The sequence below is a fragment of the Streptomyces sp. NPDC088554 genome (assembly GCF_044752945.1).
Lineage (GTDB): Bacteria > Actinomycetota > Actinomycetes > Streptomycetales > Streptomycetaceae > Streptomyces.
Window position 1 is genome coordinate 252,915 of the sequence record NZ_JBIVMF010000003.1, and the last position, 21,566, is coordinate 274,480.

Sequence of the window (21,566 nt, forward strand, 5' to 3'; positions counted from 1 at the left end):
AGGCGTTCCGCCCACCCGTACCGCACCGGCCGAGGTGGCGGGGGAGACCAAGGGAGCTGACCATGACGTCATTCGCACGCGACCAGTGGTACGTCGCCGCCTACGGCACCGAGGTGGGGCGCGAGCTGTTCACCCGGACCGTCTGCGGCGAGTCGATCCTCTTCTGGCGCACCGGGGCGGGCGAGGTCACCGCCATGGCCGACCGCTGTGTGCACCGGCGGTTCCCGCTCTCCGAGAAGCCGAGCAGGCTGGACGGCGACCGGGTGGTGTGCGGCTACCACGGATTCACCTACGGCGCCGACGGAGTGTGTGTCGGCGTCCCCGGCCAGCGGCGCGTCCCGCGCACCGCCCGGCTCACCTCGTACCCGGTCGAGGAGCGGGACTCGTTCGTCTGGGTGTGGATCGGCGAGCGGGAGAAGGCCGACACCGCGCTGATCCCCCGCGCGCCCTGGCTGGACTCGCCCCACTACACCACGGTGTACGGGATGGAGCCGCTCGCGGCCCGCTACGGACTGCTCGTCGACAACCTCCTCGACCTCTCGCACGAGACCTATCTGCACGGTGGCTACATCGGGACCCCCGAGGTCGCCGAGACCCCGATCACCACCGAGGTCGACGAGCGGGCGGGCATCGTCCGGGTCAGCCGGCACATGGACGACGCGGAGTGTCCGCCGTTCTACTCCACCTCCACCGGTATCCAGGGGCGGATCACCCGCTGGCAGGACATCGAGTACCACGCCCCCTGCCTCTATCTGCTGCACTCGCGGATCGCGCCCGTGGGCACACCCCCGCCGCGCCCCGACGGCACCGACCCGGACGCCTTCCACGTCGAGGTCGTCTACGCCATCACCCCGGAGACGGAACACTCCACGCACGACTTCTGGGCCGTGGCACGGGACTTCGCGCTCGACGACACGGGCGTCAGCGACTTCCTGCGGGAGAACAACCGCACCGTCGTCCTCCAGGACGTCGTCGCCCTCGACACACTGGAGAAGATCGTCGCCACCGAGCCGGAGGGCACCCAGGAGCTCAGCATCAACATCGACACGGGCGGTCTGGCCGCCCGGCGCATCCTCAAACGCCTGATCGCGCAGGGCATTTCGGCCTCCGCCCCCGCTGCCCCCGCTGCCCCCGCTGCCCCCGCTGTCGTGGCGGCGGTGGCGCCATGAGCAGCCAGGACCCGCCGTCCGCGTCCCCGTCTCCCTCAACTCCCTCTGTACCAGTGCCCGAGCCGCTCGCTATGCTCGCTGGCGACACCATCTACCGCATCGTCTGGATCCCCGGCACCGATCGGCTGCGCGGCTGGTGCTGGTGCGGTATGGACCGGGAATCGGAGGATCCGGTCGAGTTGTGGGAGTGGCTGCTCGCGCACCCCGAGGAGCACCCCGAGGAAGGTCCTGGGGGACGCGGCGGGGAACCCGGCGTGAGCCTCCCCGGCGGCCCGGCACCCGCGCCCCGCCAACTTGTCGGCGCCTGATCCCGGGCCCCTGACCAGGGCCCCCGAACCCCTAGGGACCCCCCATGACCAACAGCAGCCCTGAGGCGGAGACCACCCTCGACCTTCTGGTCGCCCGCCGGACCGACGAGGCGGACGGCGTCGTCGCTCTCGAACTGCGCCGCCCGGACGGCGCCCCCCTCCCGGCCTGGCGGCCCGGCGCGCATATCGACGTCCACCTGGGGGACCCCGGCCCCGGCGGCCTCGTACGGCAGTACTCCCTCTGCTCCTCGCCCGACGACCTCTCCCACTGGCGGATCGGGGTCCTGCGGGAGAAGGCCGGCCGGGGCGGCTCGCGCCATGTCCACGACATGCTGGCGGAGGGCGACATACTCCGGGTGCGCGGGCCGCGCAACCGTTTCCCGCTGGCCGCGGCGGACTCGTACCTCTTCGTCGCGGGCGGGATCGGGATCACCCCGCTCCTGCCCATGGTCGAGGAGGCGGAACGGGCCGGTGCCGATTGGCAGTTGGTGTACGGCGGGCGGACGCTCGGTTCCATGGCCTTCCGCGCGGAACTCCAGGAGCGGTACGGAGCGCGGGTGCGGCCGTGCCCCGAGGACACCCACGGCCTGCTCGACCTGGACGGGCTCCTGGGCGTCTCCCGCCCCGGCACCCTCGTCTACTGCTGCGGTCCGGAACCCCTGCTCCGGGCCGTGGAGGAGCGCTGCGCCTCCTGGCCGGAGGGCGCTCTGCGCCTCGAACGGTTCGCGCCGAAGGAGACCGGCGAGTACGCGCCCGGAGACGCCTTCGAGGTCGAACTGGCCCAGAGCGGAGTGACGTTGACCGTACCGCCGGAACTGTCCGTGCTGGAGGCGGCCGAGAAGGCCGGGGTGGAGGTCTTCTTCTCCTGCCGGGAGGGCATCTGCGGGAGCTGCGAGACCGAGGTCGTGGAAGGCGCCGTCGACCACCGGGACTCGCTGCTCACCCCGGAGGAACGCGACCGTCAGGACGTCATGATGATCTGCGTCTCGCGTGCCGCCTCCCCGAGGCTGGTGCTCGACCTCTGAGTCAACCCCTGAGGCACCCCTGTGCCGCCCCCTGGGCCAACGACTTTGGGCGAAGAGTTGACGCCCGTCCGTCGAGTGCCTAACTTGCATTGGAGGTGCCCCGCTCGGTGTGGAGCGGGCGCGCCGCCGGGCGAGGAGGTCCGTATGCGGGGCGGCAAGGACCCGGCCGGGACCGGTTCGGTCACGGCGCGGGCCCTCCAGGTGTTGGAGGTCTTCACCCCCGCCCGCCGCGAGTTGCGGCTCGCCGAGATCTCCCGCCACTGCGGACTGCCCCTGACCACCACCCACCGGCTGGTGGGCGAGCTGACATGCTGGGGCGCCCTGGAACGCGAACCGGGCGGCGCCTACCGCATCGGGCTGCGCCTCTGGGAGATCGCCTCGCTCGCCCCGCGCGGCCTGGGCCTGCGGGAGACGGCCCTGCCGTACCTCTCCGACCTCGGCCGGCTCACCCGGGAGAACGTCCAGCTCGCCGTGCGCGAGGAGCTGGACGTCGTGTACGTGGAGCGGCTCGCCGGGCGGGAGGCGGTCGGCGTCCTCACCCGGGTCGGCGGCCGGTTCGCGCTCACCCCGACCGGTGTCGGCCTCGTCCTGCTCGCGTACGCGCCTCCGGAGATCCAGGAACGTGCCCTCGCCCAGCCGCTGGTCCGGCACACGGAGAAGACCCTCACCGGCCCGGACGAGATCCGCCGGAGGCTCGCCGAGGTCAGACGCACGGGCGTCGCCATCAGCGAACAGCAGGTCACCATGGACGCGGTGTCGGTCGCGGCGCCGGTGTACGGGCCGCGGAACACCGTCGTCGCGGCCGTCTCCGTCGTCGCCCACGCCGACACCGTGAAACCGCGCGCCGTCGCCCCACTGGTACAGGTGGCGGCGCGTGGCATCTCCCGCGCGCTGGGGGCCGAGCCGCCCGCCTCGATAGGCTGATCGCGCACCGGAGACACACACCCCTGCCGTGTGTTTCCGGCCGCCCCGAGGAGACCGAGGAAACGGCCAGCACGGCGAGCGCCTCGACCACGGCCGCGGTCACCGGCGGCCCGGCCGGTGACCGGTCCGGCGACAGCCGTGCCCAGTGCGACCCGGTGACCTTCGGACTCGCGCCCATGGGGGGTGATGGGGGCCGCGCCGAGGGGCCGGTCTGTTGATATCTGTCGGAAATTTTCGAAACTTGTTCGGTATTCCCAAGGGTGCTCCGCGTGTGTAGCTTCTACGGGGTCCGGGCTTCCCGGCCTCGGCCACGCACCAGGAGAGTCCGTTGAAACAGCCGCCCCACCTCGCCGCCGCGGACCGCTACGCCGACATGCGGTTCCGGCGCAGCGGTCGCAGTGGGGTCGAGCTTCCCCAGGTCTCCCTCGGGCTGTGGCACAACTTCGGGGGCACCGCGCCGCTGGAGAACCAGCGCGCCGTGCTGCGGCGCGCCTTCGACCGGGGTGTCACCCACTTCGACCTGGCCAACAACTACGGTCCGCCGTACGGCAGTGCCGAGGCCAACTTCGGGACGCTCTACACCCAGGACTTCCGGCCCTACCGCGACGAGCTGTTCCTCTCCACCAAGGCCGGGTACGACATGTGGCCGGGGCCGTACGGCGAGTTCGGCTCGCGCAAGCACGTACTGGCCAGCCTCGACCAGTCGCTGAGCCGGATGCGCGTCGACCACGTCGACGTCTTCTACTCGCACCGGTTCGACCCGAAGACCCCGTTGGAGGAGACGGTGGGGGCGCTGGCCTCGGCCGTACAGCGGGGCAAGGCGCTGTACGCGGGCCTGTCCAACTACCCGCCGGAGCAGATGGCGCGCGCGGCCGAGCTGCTCAAGGGCCTCGGCACTCCGCTGCTGATCAACCAGCACCCGTACAACATCCTGAACCGGGGCATCGAACACAACGGGCTGATCGCCGCCTCCGCCGAGGCGGGCGCCGGGGTCATCGCGTTCTCGCCGCTCGCGCAGGGGCAGCTGACCGACCGCTACCTCAACGGTGTGCCCGCCGACTCACGGATGGCCGTCGGCCACTTCCTCACACGGGACGCGCTCGACGAGCGGAAGGTCTCCCTGCTGCACGCGCTCAACGCGTTCGCGGGCGGACGCGGCCAGACCCTGGCGCAGCTGGCGCTCACCTGGGTGCTGCGCGACGAGCGCGTCACCTCCGTACTGATCGGTGCCAGCAGCGTCGACCAGCTCGACCAGAACCTGGTGGTGCTGGAGGCGGGAGCCCTCGACGCGGAGGAGCTCGCCGCGATCGACGGGATCCTCGCGGACAACGGAATCACCACCGCGTAGCGGCTCCGCTCCAGCACAGGCGTACGCGCCCGGCACACCGGTTCCGCCGCGGTGTTGACGTAATGGCTCAGGGTGACGGAGCATCACCGTGGTGGCGATCCGGCCGGATCGGGTACGCGAGGGTGAAGGAGCGGCCCATGGGCGCGACAGTCGGCAGTGGCGGCGTCCCGACCGGTCCCTGAGCGCGGCGCCGTGTCGGGCCGCTATCTCGATGTTGACGAACTGACCCTCCACGCCCGGGCATTGACGCTGACGCACCCGGGCGAGGCGGTGCTGCGGCGGATCGGTTCCTCGCGGCGCGGGGAGCCGATCCAACTGCTCTCCGTGGGACGGGGGAGCCGGCATGTGCTGGTGGTGGCGGGAGCGCACGCGTGCGAACTGGCCTGCGGCGCCCTTGAACCACCACGGGACACGCCGTACTGCCCCATCGCCGCCCGTGCGGTCGAACGGCCGAATTAGTACGGATTCGGGTTCGTCCGGGGGCCGCTGGGGCTAGGCTCGGCACGGGACCCGCGGACCGTTCGAAGCCCGAGAAGGGAAGGGATGCCGGTGCACCGGCCGGAGCACACGGTCACCCTCCCCCTGCTGGAGCGTGAACCCGAACTGGCGGCGGCGGGACACGCCGTGGACGCGCTGTGCGGAGCGGCCGCCTCCGGTGGGCTGCTCGTCTACCGGGGCGCGGCGGGGCTGGGCAAGACGGCGCTGCTGTCCGAGGTGCGGCGGCTCGCCACCGGACGCTGCGCGGTGTGGTCGGCGCGGGGCGGCGAGACCGTCACCTCCGTACCGTTCCATGTCGTACGACAGCTGTTCCAGCCCGTGCTGACGGTGGACGGCGGGGCGGAGGGGTCGGCGGACGCGCGCGAACTGCTCGGGGACCGGTACGAGATCGTCGGGCCCGCGCTCGGGATAGCGCCGCCCGGCGAGCAGGCCGCCGACCCGCAGGGGGTCAGGGACTCGCTGGACGGTCTGGTCGAGCGGCTCGCGCAGGTGCACGGGCCGCTGGTGCTCGTCGTGGACGACGCGCAGTGGGCCGATCTGGAGACGTTGTCCTGGCTCGCCTCGTTCGCCGGGCGCCCGGGGCGGGGGCTGGCGGTGCTCGTGGTCGTCGCGTACCGCACGGAGGAAGCCGTCGGCGAGACGGCCCAGTACCTCGGACGGCTCGGCGCGGAGGCCAGGCTGCTCGCCACCCTGCGCGAGCTGACCTCCGAGGCCACGGCCGGTCTGGCCAGGGCCGCGCTCGGCGAGGAGGCGGACGACCCGTTCTGCCGCGAGGTGTGGAAGGTGACCGGCGGCAACGCGTACGAGACGGTCGAACTGCTCGCGAAGGTACGGGACAGCGAACTCGCCCCGGTCGAGGACCACGCCGGGGAGCTGCGCGCCCTCGGCGCCTCCGCGCGCGGCACCGGACTGATCGCCCGGCTGGAGGAGCTGGGCCCGGCGACCACCCGGTTCGCCTGGGCCGCCGCGATCCTGGGCACCGATATCTCGCTCGACCTGGCGATCTCGCTGGCGGGCATGGCACACGAAGAGGCCGCCGAGTGCGCGCAGCGGCTGCGTGCCGCGCGGATCCTGGTCGGCCAGGACCCGCTGGAGTTCGTCCATCCGCTGATCGCGGGCGCCGTCTACCGCGCGGTCCCTGCGGGGGTGCGTACCGCGATGCACGGTCTGGCGGCCTGGGCGGTGTCCCGCAGCGGCCGGGGCGCGGCGGCCGCTGCGCCCCATCTGCTCGAAGTGCACCCGGACGGCGACCCCGAGCTGGTCGAGCAGTTGCGCGAGGCCGCCGCCGAACACCTCGCCGTGGGGGCGCCGGACGCCGCCCGTCGCTGCCTCGAACGCGCCCTGGCGGAGCCCCCGTTGTCCTCCGTGCGCGCTCCGCTGCTGTACGAACTGGGCTGCGCCACCCTGCTCACCTCACCCGCCACCACGGTCGCCCATCTGCGGTCCGCGCTCGAAACCCTGCGCCCCGACGACCCGTTGCGGGTGGATGTCGTCTTCCGGCTCTCCCAGGCGCTGACCCACAACAACCAGACCGGCGACGCCGCCCATGTGGTGGCCACCGAGGTCGCCGGTATGCCCGAGGGGCCGGCCAGGATGCGGCTGCGGACCGCGCACTTCCTGTGGGAGGGCGTCCAGGCCATCGAGGAGAACGGCCCGGAGCGCTCGCGCCGCCTCGCCGGTACGGCGCGCGAGGTCTCCGGACGCGACAGCACCGAGCGGGTGCTGCTGATGCTGCGCGCCTTCGACGGCACGGCCCGGGGCGAGAGCGCCGAGGAGATCGTCCAGATCGGTGAACGGGCGCTGGTGGACGGGGGACTGCCGCCCGGCGTCGGCTGGGCCGACACCGAATGGGGCTTCGAACCCCCGGCGCTGCTCGGTCTGTCGTACGCCTTCGCCGACCGGCTCGACCGCGCGGAGAGCCTGTTCACCGAGGCGTTGCGGGCTTTCGAGATCTCCGGCTGGAGCGGCGGCCATCTCGCCTTCGCCCACGCGCTCGTCGGTTACGTCCAGCGCAGGCGCGGCCGGCTCGTCGACGCGGAGATGTATCTGCGCGAGAGCCTGCGGCTGGCCGCCCGCGTCGGCGACGGCCTGCCGATGCACTGGGACGCGGCCTGCATGCTCATCGACACCCTGCTCGCGCGCGGCCATGTCGAGCGGGCCGGGGAGGAGGCCGAGCGGTACGCGTTCGCCCCTCCGTACTCCTCCTCGATCGTCATCCCCGACGCGCAGGCGGTACGCGGACGGCTCCTCCTCGCCCTCGGCCGCAAGCAGGAGGCCATCGCCGAACTGGAAGCGGCCGGGCAGGCGTTGACGGCCCGGGGCCGGCACAGCGTGGTCATGGCCCCCTGGGCCTGCGACCTCGCGCACGCCGTCGCCGAGGACGATCCGCGGCGGGCCGCCCAGCTCGCCGCGTACGCCAGGGACCGGGCCGAACGGTTCGGTACGCACACCGCCATCGGCGTCGCGCTGTGCTGCGCGGCCTTCCTCAAGGAGGGCCAGGCGAAGATCGGGCTGCTGGCCCAGGCCGTCGCCCATCTGGAAGCCTCCCCGTGCGGGTACGAACTGGCCGTGGCCCGCGTCGAGTACGGCATCGCCACCGGCTTCCCCGCCGAACTCGCCTGCGGTCTCGAACTGGCCGAGCGCTGCGGGGCCGACGGGCTGGCGGCGAGGGCCCGCCGGGCGATGGAATCCCACCCCGCCCAGCGCTGAGCGGGGCCGCGCCGCCGGACGGTAGGCTCGATCCTCCGAACGGCCCGGCGCACCCACACGTGCCCCACAGCGACAGGAGACCGCCGCCCTTGTCCGACCCGACCGTCCCCACCGAACTGCGGGCCGACTGCGACAGCTGCTTCGGGCTGTGCTGTGTCGCGCTGACCTTCTCGCCCTCGGCGGACTTCCCGGTCGACAAGAAGGCGGGAGAGCCCTGCGGCAATCTGCGGACGGACTTCCGCTGCGGTATCCACCGCACCCTGCGGCAGACCGGCTACCGGGGATGCACGGTGTACGACTGCTTCGGCGCGGGCCAGAAGGTCTCCCGGGTCACCTTCGGCGGCCGGGACTGGCGGCAGGCCCCGGAGACCGCCGGGGAGATGTTCGCCGTGCTCCCGGTGATGCGCCAGCTCCACGAGCTGCTGGGCTATCTCGACGAGGCCCTGGCCCTGGAAGCCGCCCGCCCGCTCCGCCGCGAGCTGCGGACCGCGCTGGACGAGACCGAACAGCTCACCAGGACCGGCCCCGAGGCGCTGCTCGCTCTCGACATGACAGCGCGCCGGACGGCCGTCAACCCACTGCTGCTGCGTACGAGCGAGCTGGTACGGGAGCGGGTGCGCGGCAGGAAGAAGAACCGGCGGGGCGCCGACCTCCTCGGGGCCCGGCTCAAGGGCGCGGATCTGCGCGGCGCCGATCTGCGCGGGGCGTATCTGATCGCCGCCGATCTGCGCGGCGCGGATCTGCGGCTGGCCGATCTGATCGGCGCCGACCTCAGGGACGCCGATCTGCGGGGCGCCGACCTGACCGGCAGCATCTTCCTCGTCCAGACGCAGGTCAACGCGGCGAAGGGCGACGCGGCCACCAGGCTGCCGCCGTCGCTGACCCGCCCCGGCCACTGGTAGCCGCGCCCCGGCGGCGGGGGACCGGCGGGGATCATCCGCTTTGTCCCCTCTTGTCCCGGCGGCGGGAGCCGCGCCGTACCAGGAAGAGCGTGAGCGCGGCGAGCGCGGCGCTGCCGGTGAGGGCCGCGGGAAGCAGTGTCCCGGGTCCCTCCTCCTCGGGGTCGCGCGCCGGCTCCGCCCGTACCGCCTCCACGATCGGGGCGGTCGTCGGACCCGCTTTCACACTCGGCGGGGCGGGCGGCCGGAGCGATCCCACCGGGGTGAACCGGTTCCCGGTGTCGAAGGCCCAGTCCAGCAGCGACCTGGCCTCCTCGTACACCGCGTGCCCGCCGCCCCACTGCGGATTCATCACCGTCACCAGCAGTGTGCGCCCACCGCGCCGGGCGGCGGCGATCAGGGTGTTGCCCGCCTCCGAGGTGTAGCCGTTCTTGACGCCGATCAGCCCCGGATAGGGCGTGACCCCGTCCGCGCCGCTGAGCAGCCGGTTGGTGTTGAGGATGCCGAAGGTGCCGCCGTCGCCGGGGAACTGGGCGTCGACGGTCGAGCTGTACCGTACGAACTCGGGGGACGCCAGGCCCGTACGGCCGAAGACCGCCAGGTCGTACGCGGAGGTCACCTGGCCCGGGGCGTCATAGCCGTCCGGGGAGACCACATGGGTGTCGAGCGCCCCCAGCAGCCTGGCCTTCTCCCGCATCTGGGCGATGGTCGCGTCCCAGCCGCCGTTCATCTCGGCGAGGGCCCGCACCGCGTCGTTGCCGGAGCTGAGGAAGACGCCCCGCCACAGATCCGCCACCTCGTACGACAGACCGGGGACGACACCGACCAGGCTGCTGCCGGGGCCGATGTCCGCAAGCTCCGACTCGGTCACCGTGTGCCGGGCGTGTTCGGGCAGATGGGGCAGGGTGGTGATGGCGAAGAGCGTCTTGAGCGTGGAGGCCGGGGGCAGCTTGCGGTGCGCGTCGTGGGCGGCGAGCACATCCCCCGTACCGGCGTCGGCGACGAGCCAGGACAGGGCGGACACATCGCCGGGCGGGGCGGCGGCGCCGCGCGCGGGCCGCGACTGGGTCCCCGCCCGGTACAGCAGCGAGCCGTCGGCGGGCGCGGCGGGCGCGGGGGAGGGGACGGCGGACGGCCCCGGCGCCCGTACGACGGGATCGGTTCCGGGGTGCGCGGCGGCCGGTGCGGGCGGGGGGAGAACAACCAGCAGGCAGGCGGCGAGCGCCACCGTGCCGGAGAGCGCGGAACGCATCGCGGATCTGATGATCATTCAGTCACGGTAGAAACGGACCGCTCTCCGCGCCCGCCGCGTGAGCCGACCGGAGGTATCCCTGTCCGGCGGACGGGTCATGCGGGAGGTCGGTGGGGGAGAGCGCGCGCGAGGACGGCTCCGGGGCCGCTTCCGAGGGCGCCGCGCTACGCCGGACGGGTGAGACCGACGCCGGTGTCCGCGCCGGTGTTCACGCGGTGTTCCCGGCGGCGTTCTCCGCGACGGGGACCGACTCGACGGAGGCGGGCTCGACCTGAACGGACTCGACCAGGACCGGCTTGATGGGGACCGGTTCGTACATGATCTCGGTGCCGATCACATCGAGCAGCCTGAGCTTCTCGGCGGCGTCGGTGCCGGGCGCGGCGGAGTAGGCCGCGATCCGCAGATCGCAGCCCGGTACGGAGAGGATGTCGCAGTCCACCGTCACCGCTCCGACGTCCGGGTGCTGGACGGTCCGGGTGCCGGTGTCGTGGGAACCAGTGATACGGGAGTTCCACAGCCCCGCGAACCGGTGGCTGACCCGCCGCAGCTCCCCGATGAGGAAGCGCAGCCGTACATCGGTGGGGTAGTGGACCGTCGCGGACCGCAGATCGGCGACGAGAGCCGCCTCGAAGTGAGCCTCCTGCTCCACGGTGAAGGTGATCCGCCCGGCCTGGCCCGTGAAGTGGTGCCAGGCGGCGTTGCGGCCCCGGGGGGAGACCCCGGCGGGATCGCCGACGAGCGCGGCCCACAGCGGATTCCAGGTGATCAGGTTCCAGGCGGCGTCATGGACCCCGAGCGGGGTCCCGGCCAGCCGGCCGAGCAGCCGCCGCACGCTGGGGGGAATGTGGTCGGAGACCCGCCCGAGCGCGGGCGGGGACTGCCCGGCGAGCAGGAAGAGATGACCGCGCTCGTCGTCGGAGAGCCGCAGGGCGCGCGCCAGGGAGGTGAGGACCTGGGCGGACGGGGAGGTGGCCCGCCCCTCCTCCAGCCGGACGAGATAGTCCACGGACAGCCCGGTCAGCCGGGCCAGCTCGTCGAGCCCCAGCCCGGCCGCCCGGCCGGTGCCCTCCGGAGGTTCGGGCTGCCCGCTCTCGGACGGTGCGATCCGGTCACGCCAGCGGTGCAGGGCCGTGCCCAGCTCTCCGTGTCGGGTCATGGAGTCAGTATCAGCGTGTACGGCGGGCCGCGCCTGATACCGCCCAGTACGGCGCGGGCGGGCGGCCTGCGGGGGCGGTGTGCGGGCGGTCCGGGCGTGGGGAAGCGGAGGGGAAGCGGGCGGGGAGGTAAGGCGGATGATCGCATCGATGGTCGCTTCCCGAGCACCGGCCTCCCCCACCACTGTTGAACCAGGTTGCGACTACTCGCCAACCACTCCCACCACACCGGGATCCCGATTACGGTTGTCCCAGAACGTGGCGCGCGGCCTTGGCCGGCGCGACGCCACAGACCGGGGGGGAGCGGGTCCATGCTGGATCCCATGTCGCTGGGGGCGATCACCGCGGTGCCGGCCACCGGGGGCGCGGGAATGGGCCGCGAGGCGGGCAAGTGGGCCTGGGAGTCGGTCGGCGGCCTGGTGCGGCGCATCGCGGGGCGCGAGGCGGCCGCCCCGGCGGCGCCGGGAGCGCCGCCGCCTGTTCCCGCGGCAGTACGGGCGCCCCGGTCCCCGTCGGCGGCTCGGCCACCCCCGCCTGGAAGGGTGAGGCCCCGGCGCAGGCGGCGAGCAACTGGACCCGCAGGTCGTCACGGAACAGGGGCGGGATGTCCAGCAGCCGGGTCGCCGAGGTCACGTTGTGGACGACGAGGAGCATCGGACGGCACCGTCCGCGCGTCGCCCACCGGGCCGAGTCGGCGCCCACGGGCACCCGTATCCAGTCGGCCCGTCCCTCGCTCGCAGCCGGTTCCGCCACGAGGTGGCTCAGACCTCCAGGGCGTGCTCGATGCGCTTGAGGCTGTGGCGGGCCAGCGCCAGGTTCGCCCGCCCGCGGTCGAGCGCGAGGTAGAGGAAGAGTGTGCCGCGGGTGGAGCCCAGCGGGCGGATGAGGTGGTACTGCTTGCCGAGGGTGATCAGGATGTCCTCGACGGCGTCGTCGATGTCGAGCGTGTGCAGGGTGCGGACCTTGGCGCGTACGACCTCGGTGTTGCCCGCGGCGGCGACTTCCAGGTCGAGGCTCTGGCCGCCCCCCAGGGTGCCGAGCGACATGCCGCTCTCGTAGTCGACCAGCGCTACGCCGATGGCGCCCTCGATGGCCATGGCCTCTTTGAGGGAGGTTTCGATGTTCATGCCGTGGTCCTGTTCCTGGAGCTGTCCCGGCAGTCGTTCGCCCAATCGGAACGAAGAGTTGAATGGGCAAAAGACGCCAAGTTCGGTCACCAAATTGATAGTTGAAGACTAGAGTACTGTGTAATCTGGTTTAAATTGAAGGGGTGCACGTGTCAGCGATCGAAGCGGCCCTCTCCCGGCTCCTGGAAGCTCCCGGAGTCACAGGGGCTGCTCTTGTGGACGCGGTCACCGGGCTCACGTACTGCGTCGTGGGTGACGCGCTTGAGGTCGGGGACGGCGTGGGTACGGCCGAGCTGGCTGCGGTGATCACCGACCGCGTGGGCCAGGCAGGGGTGGAGAGCGAACTGGAGAACGTGATCGTCACGAGTGCGCGTCGTTACCACGTGGTCAGGACCGTGCGGCGAACCGGCGATCCACTGCTCCTGATCGCCGTGCTGGACCGCAGCCGGACCAATCTCGCGCTGGTGATGCGGCATCTGGACAGTCACGCGGAAGGTGTGCTGGCATGACGACCGGTGTGCCGGACGGGCAGGACCCGTCGTCGGCCGGCTCCCTGCCGCGCAATGTCACCGCGCTGCTGGTCCGGTTGAACCAGGAGAAGTACAGCGGGACCGTACTGGTCTCGGGTGCCCCGGGCGGAACGATTCATCTGCGCGACGGCCTCATCTGCGCGATCGAGACTCCCGGCACCCCGTCGGTCGAGTCGGCCCTGCTCAAGTCGGGTCGCGTCGACGACGAGGGCTGGGCCTGCGCGCTCGGTGCCGTACGGCATGTGGACGGCCTCGGCGGTGCCCTCGTCGGCCAGGAGCTGATCGGCGAGGTCGAGCTGGAAGTCCTGTGTACCGCGACGATATTCGAGGGCGCGTTCGCGATGGCCCTCAGCCGTCCCGACGGCTGGGACGTGACCGGTCCTGCCTCCACCGTCCTCACCCGGAACGGCATCGAACCGCAGACCGTCGCGGACGAGACCTCGCGCAGGCTGGCGCTGGTGACCCGGCAGTGGGGCTCGCCCGGCGAACTGGCCAGGGCGAAGATGCGGCCCTCGGGGCGCGCGGACCGGGTGGCCGGTCAGCTGACCCACCGCTATCAGGCGATCCTCGCGGTCGCCAACGCCCGGCGCACACCGCGGGACCTGGCCTTCACCCTGGGCCGGGGGCTGTTCGGCGTGATGGCTGATCTGATACGCATGAACGACCTCCAGCTCATCCAGTGGGAGGGCCGCGGCCCGGCGGGCAGGCCGAGTACGGCGCCGCGCCTCACCGGGGTCGGGCAGCCGGTGCCCGCGCCCCTTCCCGCGGCCTCCCTGCCCCGGCGTGTTCCCGGTGCCCGCGGCGAGCGGCGGCCGCACGGCGGCCCGCAGCTGCCCGGCGCACCGGAGTCGGTGGGACAGCAGGACGGTTAGACAGCACGTTCGCGGGGCCCGGAGCCCCGTACGACGTCCCACGGCAGGGCCCGAGCAGGGATCATCATCAAGGAGCGCACCATGCCCGCAGATTCATCCGTCACCTCTCTCGTCGATGTTCTCGCCTCGCTGCGGGAGAGAGTGATGGGAGTATCGGAAAGCGTCCTCTCGACAGCCGACGGCCTGCTGGTGGCCGCCGATACGGACACGGCGCAGCCGGAGGCCATCGCGGCGCTCGCGGCGGCCACCCTGGGGCTCGGCGCGCGCATGGCGCAGCAGGCGGACGCGGGCGCGCTGCGCGATGTGGTCATCCGCTGCGGCGGTGGTCAGGTCGTCGTCCTGGCGGTCGGCGACAGGGCCCTGCTGTCCATTCTGGGGGACGAGGGGATCGATGTGGCCGCGCTCCAGCGGGAGTCGCCCGCGATCGTCGAGGAACTCCTCGTCCTGCTCGAAGCGGACGTCTCCGCCTGACCCCACTACCCGTACGTACGAATCGGTGCGCCGTGTCCCTCCGGGGGGCACGGCGCACTGTCGTTCCACGGCACCGGCGCTCCCCGCGCCCGGCGCCAACGAGCTTCCGGCGGGACGGATATGAGGTGAGCGGTTCCGAAGTCGCTTCCTGGCGAGGGGTGTTGTTTCTCGGCCGGGCGTTCGCAGGTCGCACGAGTGTCATCACTCTACGTGCTGTTTCGGCGTCGTAGCGTGCAAATGGGCGAGTGTATGCCCGATGGGGTGGCTCGCGGGTGAGGTTCCGTGAATACGCCGGAGCGCAGATTTCCTACGGCTAAGCTCTCGCGGAGCGCGCCGAGTTGATACGTAATCAGGCACTTGTTCCCATGTGTCTCGATCGTTCGAATCCCCCGACCTGCATGATCCGCCGATCTGAATCGACCGCCAGAGGGCTTACATGGTTCGTCTCGAAGCACCCCCGAATGATCAAGCGTTCCCCGCTGTGCGCGCGCTTGTCCTCCCCCTCGCCCTGATGGCCGTGGCGACCGCCGCCGCGGCGGCCCTCGTCGCGGACTCCGCACGGATACCGGTCGCGCTGTACGGCGGGGTCATGACCGTCGTCATCGTGTGGTGCTCGGTGGAACTGGCCCGGCGCCGCAGGGCCATCGGCGCTCTCCGCGAACAGCACGCGTACCGCGTCGCGGCGCTGGAGCGGCGGCTCGCCGAGCACGACGAGGAGACCGTACGGCTCGGCAAGGAGCTGATGCCCGCGGCGATCCACCGTCTGCGGCAGGGCGAATCACCCATGGAGGTGATGCGCGCCGTGGTGGACGGCGACGAGCGCTACCGCGAACTCCCCTCCGCGCAGCGTTCCTTGCTCCGCTCCGTACTCCAGATCGTGGACGACGAGGAGGCCATGCGGGAATCCGCCCAGCGCTCCTTCGTGAACATCGCCCGCCGGGTCCAGTCCATCGTCCACCAGCAGGCCAGCGAGCTGCGGGAGATGGAGGAGGCCCACGGCCGCAATCCCGAGGTCTTCGACGACCTGCTGCGCATCGACCACGGCACCGCGCTGATCGGCCGGCTGGCCGACAGCATCGCCGTACTCGGCAAGGCCCGGCCCGGCCGCCAATGGCCCCGGCCCGTACCGCTGTTCAGCGTGTTGCGCGGCGCGATGTCCCGGATCCTGGAGTACCAGCGCGTCGATCTGCACTCGATCGCCAAGGTCGCCATCATCGGCACCGCCGTCGAGCCGCTCATCCACGCCTGTGCCGAACTCCTCGACAACGCCACCCGCTACTCGCCGCCGCAGACCCGGGTCCATGTCACCGCGGTCGAGGTGCAGACCGGGATCGCGATCGAGATCGAGGACGGCGGCGTCAGCCTCAGCGAGGAGGCGCGGGCCAGGGCCGAGCGCATGCTCGCGCAGGCACAGGCCGGGATGGACCTCAACGACCTCGGCGAGACGCCCCGGCTCGGGATGGCCGTGGTCGGCCGGCTCTGCCAGATGTACAACCTCCAGGTCTCCCTGCGGCAGTCGGCGTACGGCGGTGTCCGTGCCGTACTGATCGTGCCGCGCGATGTGGTGACCACCGGACCCGCGCCGGGTATCGCCCATGGCATCGGAGCCTCGGCGGGACCGCGCGGTATGGCCAATGACCTGCCCATGAAGGACGTACTTCGGCCCGCCAACCGCGTTCCGAGGCCGGTCACCGGGCCACAGCGGCCCGTCCCGGTCGTGGCGGCGGCCGTGGAGGACGACATTCCCGTGGTGACGGAGTGGACAGAGAACGGGCTGCCGCAGCGGCGCAGCCGTGGCCGCGCCCCGCTCGGCTCCCACAACCTCGGCCTGGTGGGCCGGGGGCAGCCGGACGGGCAGTTCGGCGGACGGCCGGCCGGACCGGCCAATGGAACGGCCAACGGGCAGGCCAACGGCCGTACCAACGGCCACGGCACGAGCGGGGCCGACGGGCACGGCGACAGCGCCGGTACGGCCGGGAAGAAACCGGGGCCCGGGATCTGGCTCGAAGCGTTCACCAAGGCGGTCAACGGCACTCCGGAGGAGCCGTCGGCCGGGGCGGGGGAGTCGCCGTTCCCGTCCGGTGACCAAGGCGAATCCGATGACGTACGGGGCAAGGGAGATCTCAAGTGATCCAGCAGCGGGCCAACATGGACTGGATGCTCAAAGAGCTGGCGGACGGGGTGCCGCAGATCCAGCAGATCGTGGTGCTCTCCGCCGACGGACTCCGGATCGCCCGGCACGGCGGTGACCCGGACGTCGCCGACCGGCTCGCCGCGGCCTGCGCCGGACTCCAGAGCCTCGCGGCGGCCGTCGCCGCCGAAATCCCCACCAGCGACGGCCGGATGCGGCTCGTCGTGATCGAGATCAGCGGCGGCTTCTTCTACCTGATGGAGGCGGGCGCGGGCTCCTATCTCGCGGTCCTCACCGACGAGACCGTGGACGCGGGCCTGGTCGGTGCCCGGATGCGGGACATGGTCGTGCGGATCGGCGCGCATCTGACCAGTCCGCCGCGCCATGACGGGCAGGCCGGATGACCACGCCTCCCCAGCGGGAACGCCGCATGCCCGAAGCGGACGTCGGGGATCCGGAACGGCTGTACGTGATCACCGGCGGCCCGGACGGCGCGGAACGCGCGCCGCTCGACCTGGTCACCATGGTCGTGGCGCGCGACGAACCGTCCCCGACGGTCCAGCCGGAGCAGGCCGCCATCCTGCGGATCTGCCGGGCCCCCCTGTCCGTGGCCGAGATCTCCGCCTATCTCCGCCTCCCGTTCAGCGTGGTGACCGCGCTGCTGACCGAACTTCTCGCGACCGAGCTGGTCGAATCGCGTGCGCCCATCGCCCGCGCAGCGCTCCCCGACCGGTCCCTCCTCGAAGCGGTGATGCATGGACTTCAGAAACTCTGACACGATCACGGGCCCTCGGAGCGAGGACGTCCTGCCCACCACGGCCACCTCGGCGGTGAAGATCGTCATCGTGGGCGGGTTCGGCGTCGGGAAGACGACGATGGTGGGCTCGGTCAGCGAGATCCGTCCGCTCACCACCGAGGAGACCATGACCCAGGCCGGGGTGGGGGTGGACGACAACTCCGGGGTCGAGAGCAAGACCGCCACCACCGTGGCCATGGACTTCGGCCGGATCAGCATCACCGAACAGCTGATCCTCTATCTCTTCGGCACCCCCGGACAGGAACGGTTCTGGTTCCTGTGGAACGGCCTCTTCGAAGGCGCGCTGGGAGCCGTGGTGCTGGTCGACACCCGCCGCCTCGAAGTCAGCTTCGACGTGATCGGACGGCTGGAGGAGCGCGGCGTCCCGTTCGTGGTCGCCGTCAACACCTTCCCGGACGCGCCGCACCACCCCGTGGAGGCGCTGCGATCGGCACTGGACCTGCCCGACGAGGTCCCAATGGTCGACTGCGACGCGCGGCTGCGGGCGTCGAGCCGCGATGTCCTGCTGACGCTCATGCACTACCTGCACTCGCTGGCCGACCCGCCCGCCTGACCGGCCCGTATCCCCGCATTCTTTCCGGACTGATCCCTGGAGCGACCGTGACCACCCCCTTTTCCCACCGGCCCGGCCCGGACGGCCATCCGGCGCCGCCCCCCGGCTGCCCGGCCCACGGGCTGAGTCCCGACGACATGAGCGGCTTGACCGGCGCGCGCACCGGCCCGCACGCGGTGAACGGTACGGGCCCGGCCCCCGACGGCCGGGGCCCGAACGGGCTGCGTCGGCTCTACGGCACCGAGGCCGAGAACGACCCCATGGGCCTGTACGAGAAGCTGCGCTCCGAACACGGCTCCGTGGCGCCCGTACTGCTCCAGGGCGATGTACCGGCCTGGCTGGTGCTCGGCCACAGCGAGAACCTGCACATGACCCGGACGCCCTCGCAGTTCTCCCGGGACTCCCGCCGCTGGCGCGCGCTGCACGACGGCTCCGCGCCCCCGGACCATCCCCTCGCGCCCGTCTTCACCTGGCAGCCCATCTGCGCCTTCGCCGACGGCGCCGACCACGAACGGCTGCGCGGCGCGGTCACCGACTCGATCGCGCGCATCGACCACCGGGGCGTCCGGCGCTATATCAACCGCTACAGCAACCGACTGGTCAACGACTTCTGCCTGGACGGCAGGGCGGATCTCGTCAGCCGCTTCGCCGAACATCTGCCGATGATGGTGATGGCACAGATCCTCGGCATGCCCGAGGAGTACAACGAACGGCTGGTCCAGGCCGCCCGCGACATGATCAAGGGCACCGAGACCGCCAACGAGTCCAACGCGTACGTCATGGCAGCCCTGTTCCGGCTGGTGAAGCGGCGCCGCGGCGCGCCGGAGGAGGACTTCGCGACCTGGCTGGTGGAGCACGAGTCGGGGCTCACCGACGACGAGGTCGCCCAGCATCTGCGGCTGGTGCTGATCGCGGCGTACGAGACCACCGCCAACCTGCTCGCCAATGTGCTGCGGATGGTGCTCACCGACCCCCGGTTCCGCGCGCAGCTCAGCGGCGGCCATATGACGCTGCCGGAAGCGGTCGAGCAGACGCTGTGGGACGAGCCGCCGTTCACCACGATCTTCGGCCGCTGGGCGGTCGGCGACACCGAACTCGGCGGCCAGCGCATCAAGGCGGGCGACGCGCTCATCGTCGGTATCGCCGCGGCCAATGTGGACCCGGTGGTACGACCCGACCTGAACGCCTCCATGCAGGGCAACCGCGCCCACCTCGCCTTCAGCGGCGGCCCGCACGAGTGCCCGGGCCAGGACATCGGGCGGGCCATCGCGGACACCGGGATCGACGCGCTCCTGATGCGGCTGCCGGACCTCCAGCTCGCCGTGGAGGAGCACGAGCTGCGCTACTCCGGCGCGCTGATGTCCCACCAGCTGACCGAGCTGCCGGTGACCTTCGCGCCCCGGCCGCCGCAGGACATCACCGGCCCGCCGAGCGCCCCGGCCGCCCCGCCCCGGCCGCAGTGGCAGGTCGAGTCGCCCCGGCCCGCGCCCGTACTGCGGACGCGTACTCCGCAGCCGGCGACCGCGCCGGCGGAGCCTTCGCCGGAGACCGCCGCCGCGCCCGCCGGGTCGATCCCGGCGCAGCGCACCGGCACCGCTCCGCAGCGCGCGTGGCGGGCCGTGGCCCGCTGGTGGCGCGGGGACTGAGGAGGCGGGGCCGTCAGCGCGCGCCCTCCAACTGGTCCCACCACCAGGAGATCGTGGGGAAGGGGAGCGGCTCCAGGCTGTCGTCGGCCGGCTGCGGTTTCCACCACCCGCCGGGTGTCGCCTTCGGCCCCGACGGTACGGAGTAGCGGGGGCAGGCCGACGCCCAGTCCAGATGCCCCCGGACGAACTGGCCCAGCCCCTTCACGTACCGGCGCAGATCGTCGTCCGCCTCCTTCAGCACCTGCTGGGCGAGGCGGTCGAAGAGCACCATCACCCGGTCCCGCATCGTCACCACCCGCACCAGCGCGAGCCGCGGGTCGCATCCCTGCTCCTGGCACAGGACATCGATGAGGTTGAGGTTGTCGTCGGCCCGCACCAGTTCCTTGTTGCGGGAGTAGAGGTCGTTGTCCCAGCTGACCAGCGTCCAGGTGATCTCGGTGAGCGCCCGGACCCGGGGGTCCTGCATGTCCTCGTCCGACACGGAGAAGCCGCCGACCACCTCGATCATCGCGGTGGAGGGCGCCATCCCGATGGCCCGCATCCACAGCGTGATGTAGTCGTCGAGCGAGGGCAGCGCCGCGTTGGTACGCCAGGCGGCCTCCCACACCAGCCCCGAGGTGTAGACGCGCATCGCGTCCGTCACCCGGCGCACCTGGCGGGGCGAGGCGAACCGGTCCAGTTCCAGCCGGAGCGAGCGCAGTGCGGCGGTGTGCGGCGAGTCGCCGGGCGAGCCCGAGTCCGGCGACTCGACGGCGCGCATGATGCGCGAGGTCTCCTGGGACAGCCGGTCGGCGCCGACCCCGGTCTCGTCGCACACCCCGTCGTCGAGGGAGAAGAGCACGGCGTGCAGTTTGGCCATCAGGGCGAGCGGTTCGAGCCGTCCGTACGGCATGGTCGAGGCGGTGAGCCCGCCGAAGTCGCAGACGGCGAGCCGTTTGAGCTGGCGTTCATCGCTATCCAGCCGTTGTTCCAGCATCCACTGGACGGTCCGGTCATTGAGCACCCCGACGGACCGGTGTCGCGCGGGCGGTACGGGACAGTAGAACGGGACTGCCGGGAGCTGTCGGACCGAGCGCTGTTCCGAGACACAGGACATGATCGGCCTCCTGATGCGGCGGCGGGGGGAATGCGGTGAGCGTATATGCCTATGTCGGATCGTCAATAATCAAGCAACTGGGTCTGCCTTGGCTTGAATTGACTGATTGTGAGCTAAGTCGATCACCCCCGTCGGACTCACCCCGCCTCCGCACCGGAAGGGCTGAAGCGCGCGACGCGCGCCCACCACGGTTCGTATACGGCGAGTGACGGAAGCTGAAATCAGCCGATTCGCCACCGGGTACGCCCATGGGCGGGGGTCTGATTGGACAAATGTATGAGTCGGTCTACGTATCCCCCGAACGTGCGACGGGCCGGTGGGCCTCTTCCGGGGAAGAGGCCCACCGGCCCGGGGGCGCCGCGCCCGTCCCCACGGTGCGGCGCGGGCGGTCCGTCGTCATCCGCTCGGACGACGGGCCGCCGGTCAGGAGGGTGTCACGGATCGGGGGGCGAGTGCGGGGAGGAGGGACGACTCGATGAAACGTGTGAGATACGCCTCGTCGGCCTGGAGCCCTTCCAGCATCGGCCGGGCGCGCATGACCCCGATCACCTGGGCCGCCAGGAACTCGGCGGCGGGGTTGTCGGCGTCGATCTCGCCGCGTTCCACGGCGCGCTCGACCATGGCGTGGATCGCCTCGATCTCGGGGTCGAGGATGGCCTCGCGCAGCGCCCGGAGCAGCTCCTCGTGCTGGAAGGCCGCGTGTGTCAGCGCGTGCAGCAGGGTGGTGTCGCGGCCCGAGAACGCCTCCGCCGCGTGGGCCACGGCGCGCAGATCTCCTTCGAGCGTGCCGGTGTTGACGTCCGCGAGCCTGACGCAGTTGGTGCCGCGCAGCGCGGCGGCGATGAGCTGCTGCTTCGTGCCCCACTGGCGGTAGAGCGTGGACTTGCCGCAGCGGGAGCGGGCGGCGATGCCCTCCATGGTGAGCGCCTCGTAGCCGTCCTCCCTGAGCAGTTCCAGGGCGGCTTCGTAGAACTCCTGCTCGCGCTCGGGTGTGATCTTGGAGCGGCGCTGCGGCGTCATCGTCTCTCCCGGTCCCT

Annotated in this window: 21 protein-coding genes; 16 read left to right on the top strand and 5 right to left on the bottom strand. The window is 71.9% G+C overall.

The window, feature by feature from the left end; genetic code table 11:
- The first annotated feature begins 62 nt into the window (after positions 1–62).
- The 8 genes from ACIP8W_RS05055 (at position 63) to ACIP8W_RS05090 (ending at position 8,883) form a co-directional block, all read left to right on the top strand.
- The gene (locus ACIP8W_RS05055; RefSeq protein WP_401953143.1) at positions 63–1,169 is read left to right on the top strand and encodes a Rieske 2Fe-2S domain-containing protein; all 1,107 of its coding nucleotides are present in this window, start codon (positions 63–65) and stop codon (positions 1,167–1,169) included.
- A 71-nt stretch (positions 1,170–1,240) separates the two neighbouring features.
- A complete protein-coding gene (locus ACIP8W_RS05060) occupies positions 1,241–1,477 on the top strand; it encodes a hypothetical protein (protein ID WP_401953146.1) in 237 nt (78 codons plus the stop codon).
- A 44-nt stretch (positions 1,478–1,521) separates the two neighbouring features.
- Positions 1,522–2,502 carry a PDR/VanB family oxidoreductase gene (locus tag ACIP8W_RS05065; RefSeq protein ID WP_401953149.1) on the top strand — a complete coding sequence of 327 codons (981 nt, stop codon included), beginning with the start codon at positions 1,522–1,524 and terminating at the stop codon, positions 2,500–2,502.
- Positions 2,503–2,646: 144 nt separating this feature from the next.
- Positions 2,647–3,426 (top strand): IclR family transcriptional regulator, encoded by a 780-nt coding sequence (locus tag ACIP8W_RS05070; RefSeq protein ID WP_401953152.1) that lies wholly within the window; start codon positions 2,647–2,649, stop codon positions 3,424–3,426.
- A 373-nt stretch (positions 3,427–3,799) separates the two neighbouring features.
- Positions 3,800–4,774 (top strand): aldo/keto reductase, encoded by a 975-nt coding sequence (locus ACIP8W_RS05075; RefSeq protein WP_401953532.1) that lies wholly within the window; start codon positions 3,800–3,802, stop codon positions 4,772–4,774.
- A gap of 243 nt (positions 4,775–5,017) precedes the next feature.
- Entirely contained in the window at positions 5,018–5,233 is a 216-nt protein-coding gene (locus ACIP8W_RS05080; RefSeq protein WP_402201971.1) for a hypothetical protein, read from the top strand.
- An 84-nt stretch (positions 5,234–5,317) separates the two neighbouring features.
- Entirely contained in the window at positions 5,318–7,981 is a 2,664-nt protein-coding gene (locus ACIP8W_RS05085) for an ATP-binding protein (RefSeq protein WP_402201973.1), read from the top strand.
- An 89-nt stretch (positions 7,982–8,070) separates the two neighbouring features.
- Entirely contained in the window at positions 8,071–8,883 is an 813-nt protein-coding gene (locus ACIP8W_RS05090; RefSeq protein ID WP_402201975.1) for a pentapeptide repeat-containing protein, read from the top strand.
- A gap of 31 nt (positions 8,884–8,914) precedes the next feature.
- Here the strand turns inward: ACIP8W_RS05090 and ACIP8W_RS05095 are convergent, their stop codons facing one another.
- The 3 genes from ACIP8W_RS05095 to ACIP8W_RS05105 all read right to left on the bottom strand — a co-directional run bounded on the left by ACIP8W_RS05095 (position 8,915) and on the right by ACIP8W_RS05105 (position 12,413).
- Entirely contained in the window at positions 8,915–10,150 is a 1,236-nt protein-coding gene (locus ACIP8W_RS05095; RefSeq protein ID WP_401953163.1) for a D-alanyl-D-alanine carboxypeptidase family protein, read from the bottom strand.
- A 190-nt stretch (positions 10,151–10,340) separates the two neighbouring features.
- Positions 10,341–11,288, bottom strand: a complete 948-nt coding sequence (locus ACIP8W_RS05100) for a helix-turn-helix transcriptional regulator (protein WP_402201977.1) — start codon at positions 11,286–11,288, stop codon at positions 10,341–10,343.
- Between the two features lie 759 nt (positions 11,289–12,047).
- Complete coding sequence (locus ACIP8W_RS05105; protein ID WP_401953169.1) at positions 12,048–12,413, bottom strand: hypothetical protein; 366 nt, start codon at positions 12,411–12,413, stop codon at positions 12,048–12,050.
- Positions 12,414–12,562: 149 nt separating this feature from the next.
- On the opposite strand from ACIP8W_RS05105, the gene ACIP8W_RS05110 reads away from it, so the two are divergent.
- The 8 genes from ACIP8W_RS05110 (at position 12,563) to ACIP8W_RS05145 (ending at position 19,433) form a co-directional block, all read left to right on the top strand.
- A complete protein-coding gene (locus tag ACIP8W_RS05110) occupies positions 12,563–12,922 on the top strand; it encodes a hypothetical protein (RefSeq protein WP_401953171.1) in 360 nt (119 codons plus the stop codon).
- Complete coding sequence (locus ACIP8W_RS05115; RefSeq protein ID WP_401953174.1) at positions 12,919–13,815, top strand: hypothetical protein; 897 nt, start codon at positions 12,919–12,921, stop codon at positions 13,813–13,815. Before ACIP8W_RS05110 ends, ACIP8W_RS05115 begins: the two co-directional genes overlap by 4 nt.
- Before the next feature lie 81 nt (positions 13,816–13,896).
- Positions 13,897–14,286, top strand: coding sequence for a roadblock/LC7 domain-containing protein (locus ACIP8W_RS05120; RefSeq protein WP_401953176.1), 390 nt, complete (start codon positions 13,897–13,899; stop codon positions 14,284–14,286).
- 436 nt (positions 14,287–14,722) lie between these two features.
- The gene (locus ACIP8W_RS05125; RefSeq protein WP_401953179.1) at positions 14,723–16,417 is read left to right on the top strand and encodes an ATP-binding protein; all 1,695 of its coding nucleotides are present in this window, start codon (positions 14,723–14,725) and stop codon (positions 16,415–16,417) included.
- Positions 16,414–16,821 carry a roadblock/LC7 domain-containing protein gene (locus ACIP8W_RS05130; protein WP_401953181.1) on the top strand — a complete coding sequence of 136 codons (408 nt, stop codon included), beginning with the start codon at positions 16,414–16,416 and terminating at the stop codon, positions 16,819–16,821. The genes ACIP8W_RS05125 and ACIP8W_RS05130 overlap by 4 nt, the downstream gene beginning before the upstream one ends.
- Positions 16,818–17,192, top strand: a complete 375-nt coding sequence (locus ACIP8W_RS05135; RefSeq protein ID WP_401953184.1) for a DUF742 domain-containing protein — start codon at positions 16,818–16,820, stop codon at positions 17,190–17,192. The genes ACIP8W_RS05130 and ACIP8W_RS05135 overlap by 4 nt, the downstream gene beginning before the upstream one ends.
- Entirely contained in the window at positions 17,173–17,787 is a 615-nt protein-coding gene (locus ACIP8W_RS05140; RefSeq protein ID WP_401953187.1) for a GTP-binding protein, read from the top strand. Before ACIP8W_RS05135 ends, ACIP8W_RS05140 begins: the two co-directional genes overlap by 20 nt.
- Before the next feature lie 47 nt (positions 17,788–17,834).
- Positions 17,835–19,433 (top strand): cytochrome P450, encoded by a 1,599-nt coding sequence (locus tag ACIP8W_RS05145; protein ID WP_401953190.1) that lies wholly within the window; start codon positions 17,835–17,837, stop codon positions 19,431–19,433.
- A gap of 13 nt (positions 19,434–19,446) precedes the next feature.
- On the opposite strand, the gene ACIP8W_RS05150 is transcribed toward ACIP8W_RS05145, so the two are convergent.
- Both ACIP8W_RS05150 and ACIP8W_RS05155 read right to left on the bottom strand, forming a co-directional pair.
- Positions 19,447–20,529 (bottom strand): hypothetical protein, encoded by a 1,083-nt coding sequence (locus tag ACIP8W_RS05150; protein ID WP_401953193.1) that lies wholly within the window; start codon positions 20,527–20,529, stop codon positions 19,447–19,449.
- 423 nt (positions 20,530–20,952) lie between these two features.
- On the bottom strand, positions 20,953–21,549 hold the full coding sequence (locus ACIP8W_RS05155; RefSeq protein ID WP_401953196.1) for a TetR/AcrR family transcriptional regulator: 597 nt from the start codon (positions 21,547–21,549) through the stop codon (positions 20,953–20,955).
- Positions 21,550–21,566: the final 17 nt, after the last annotated feature.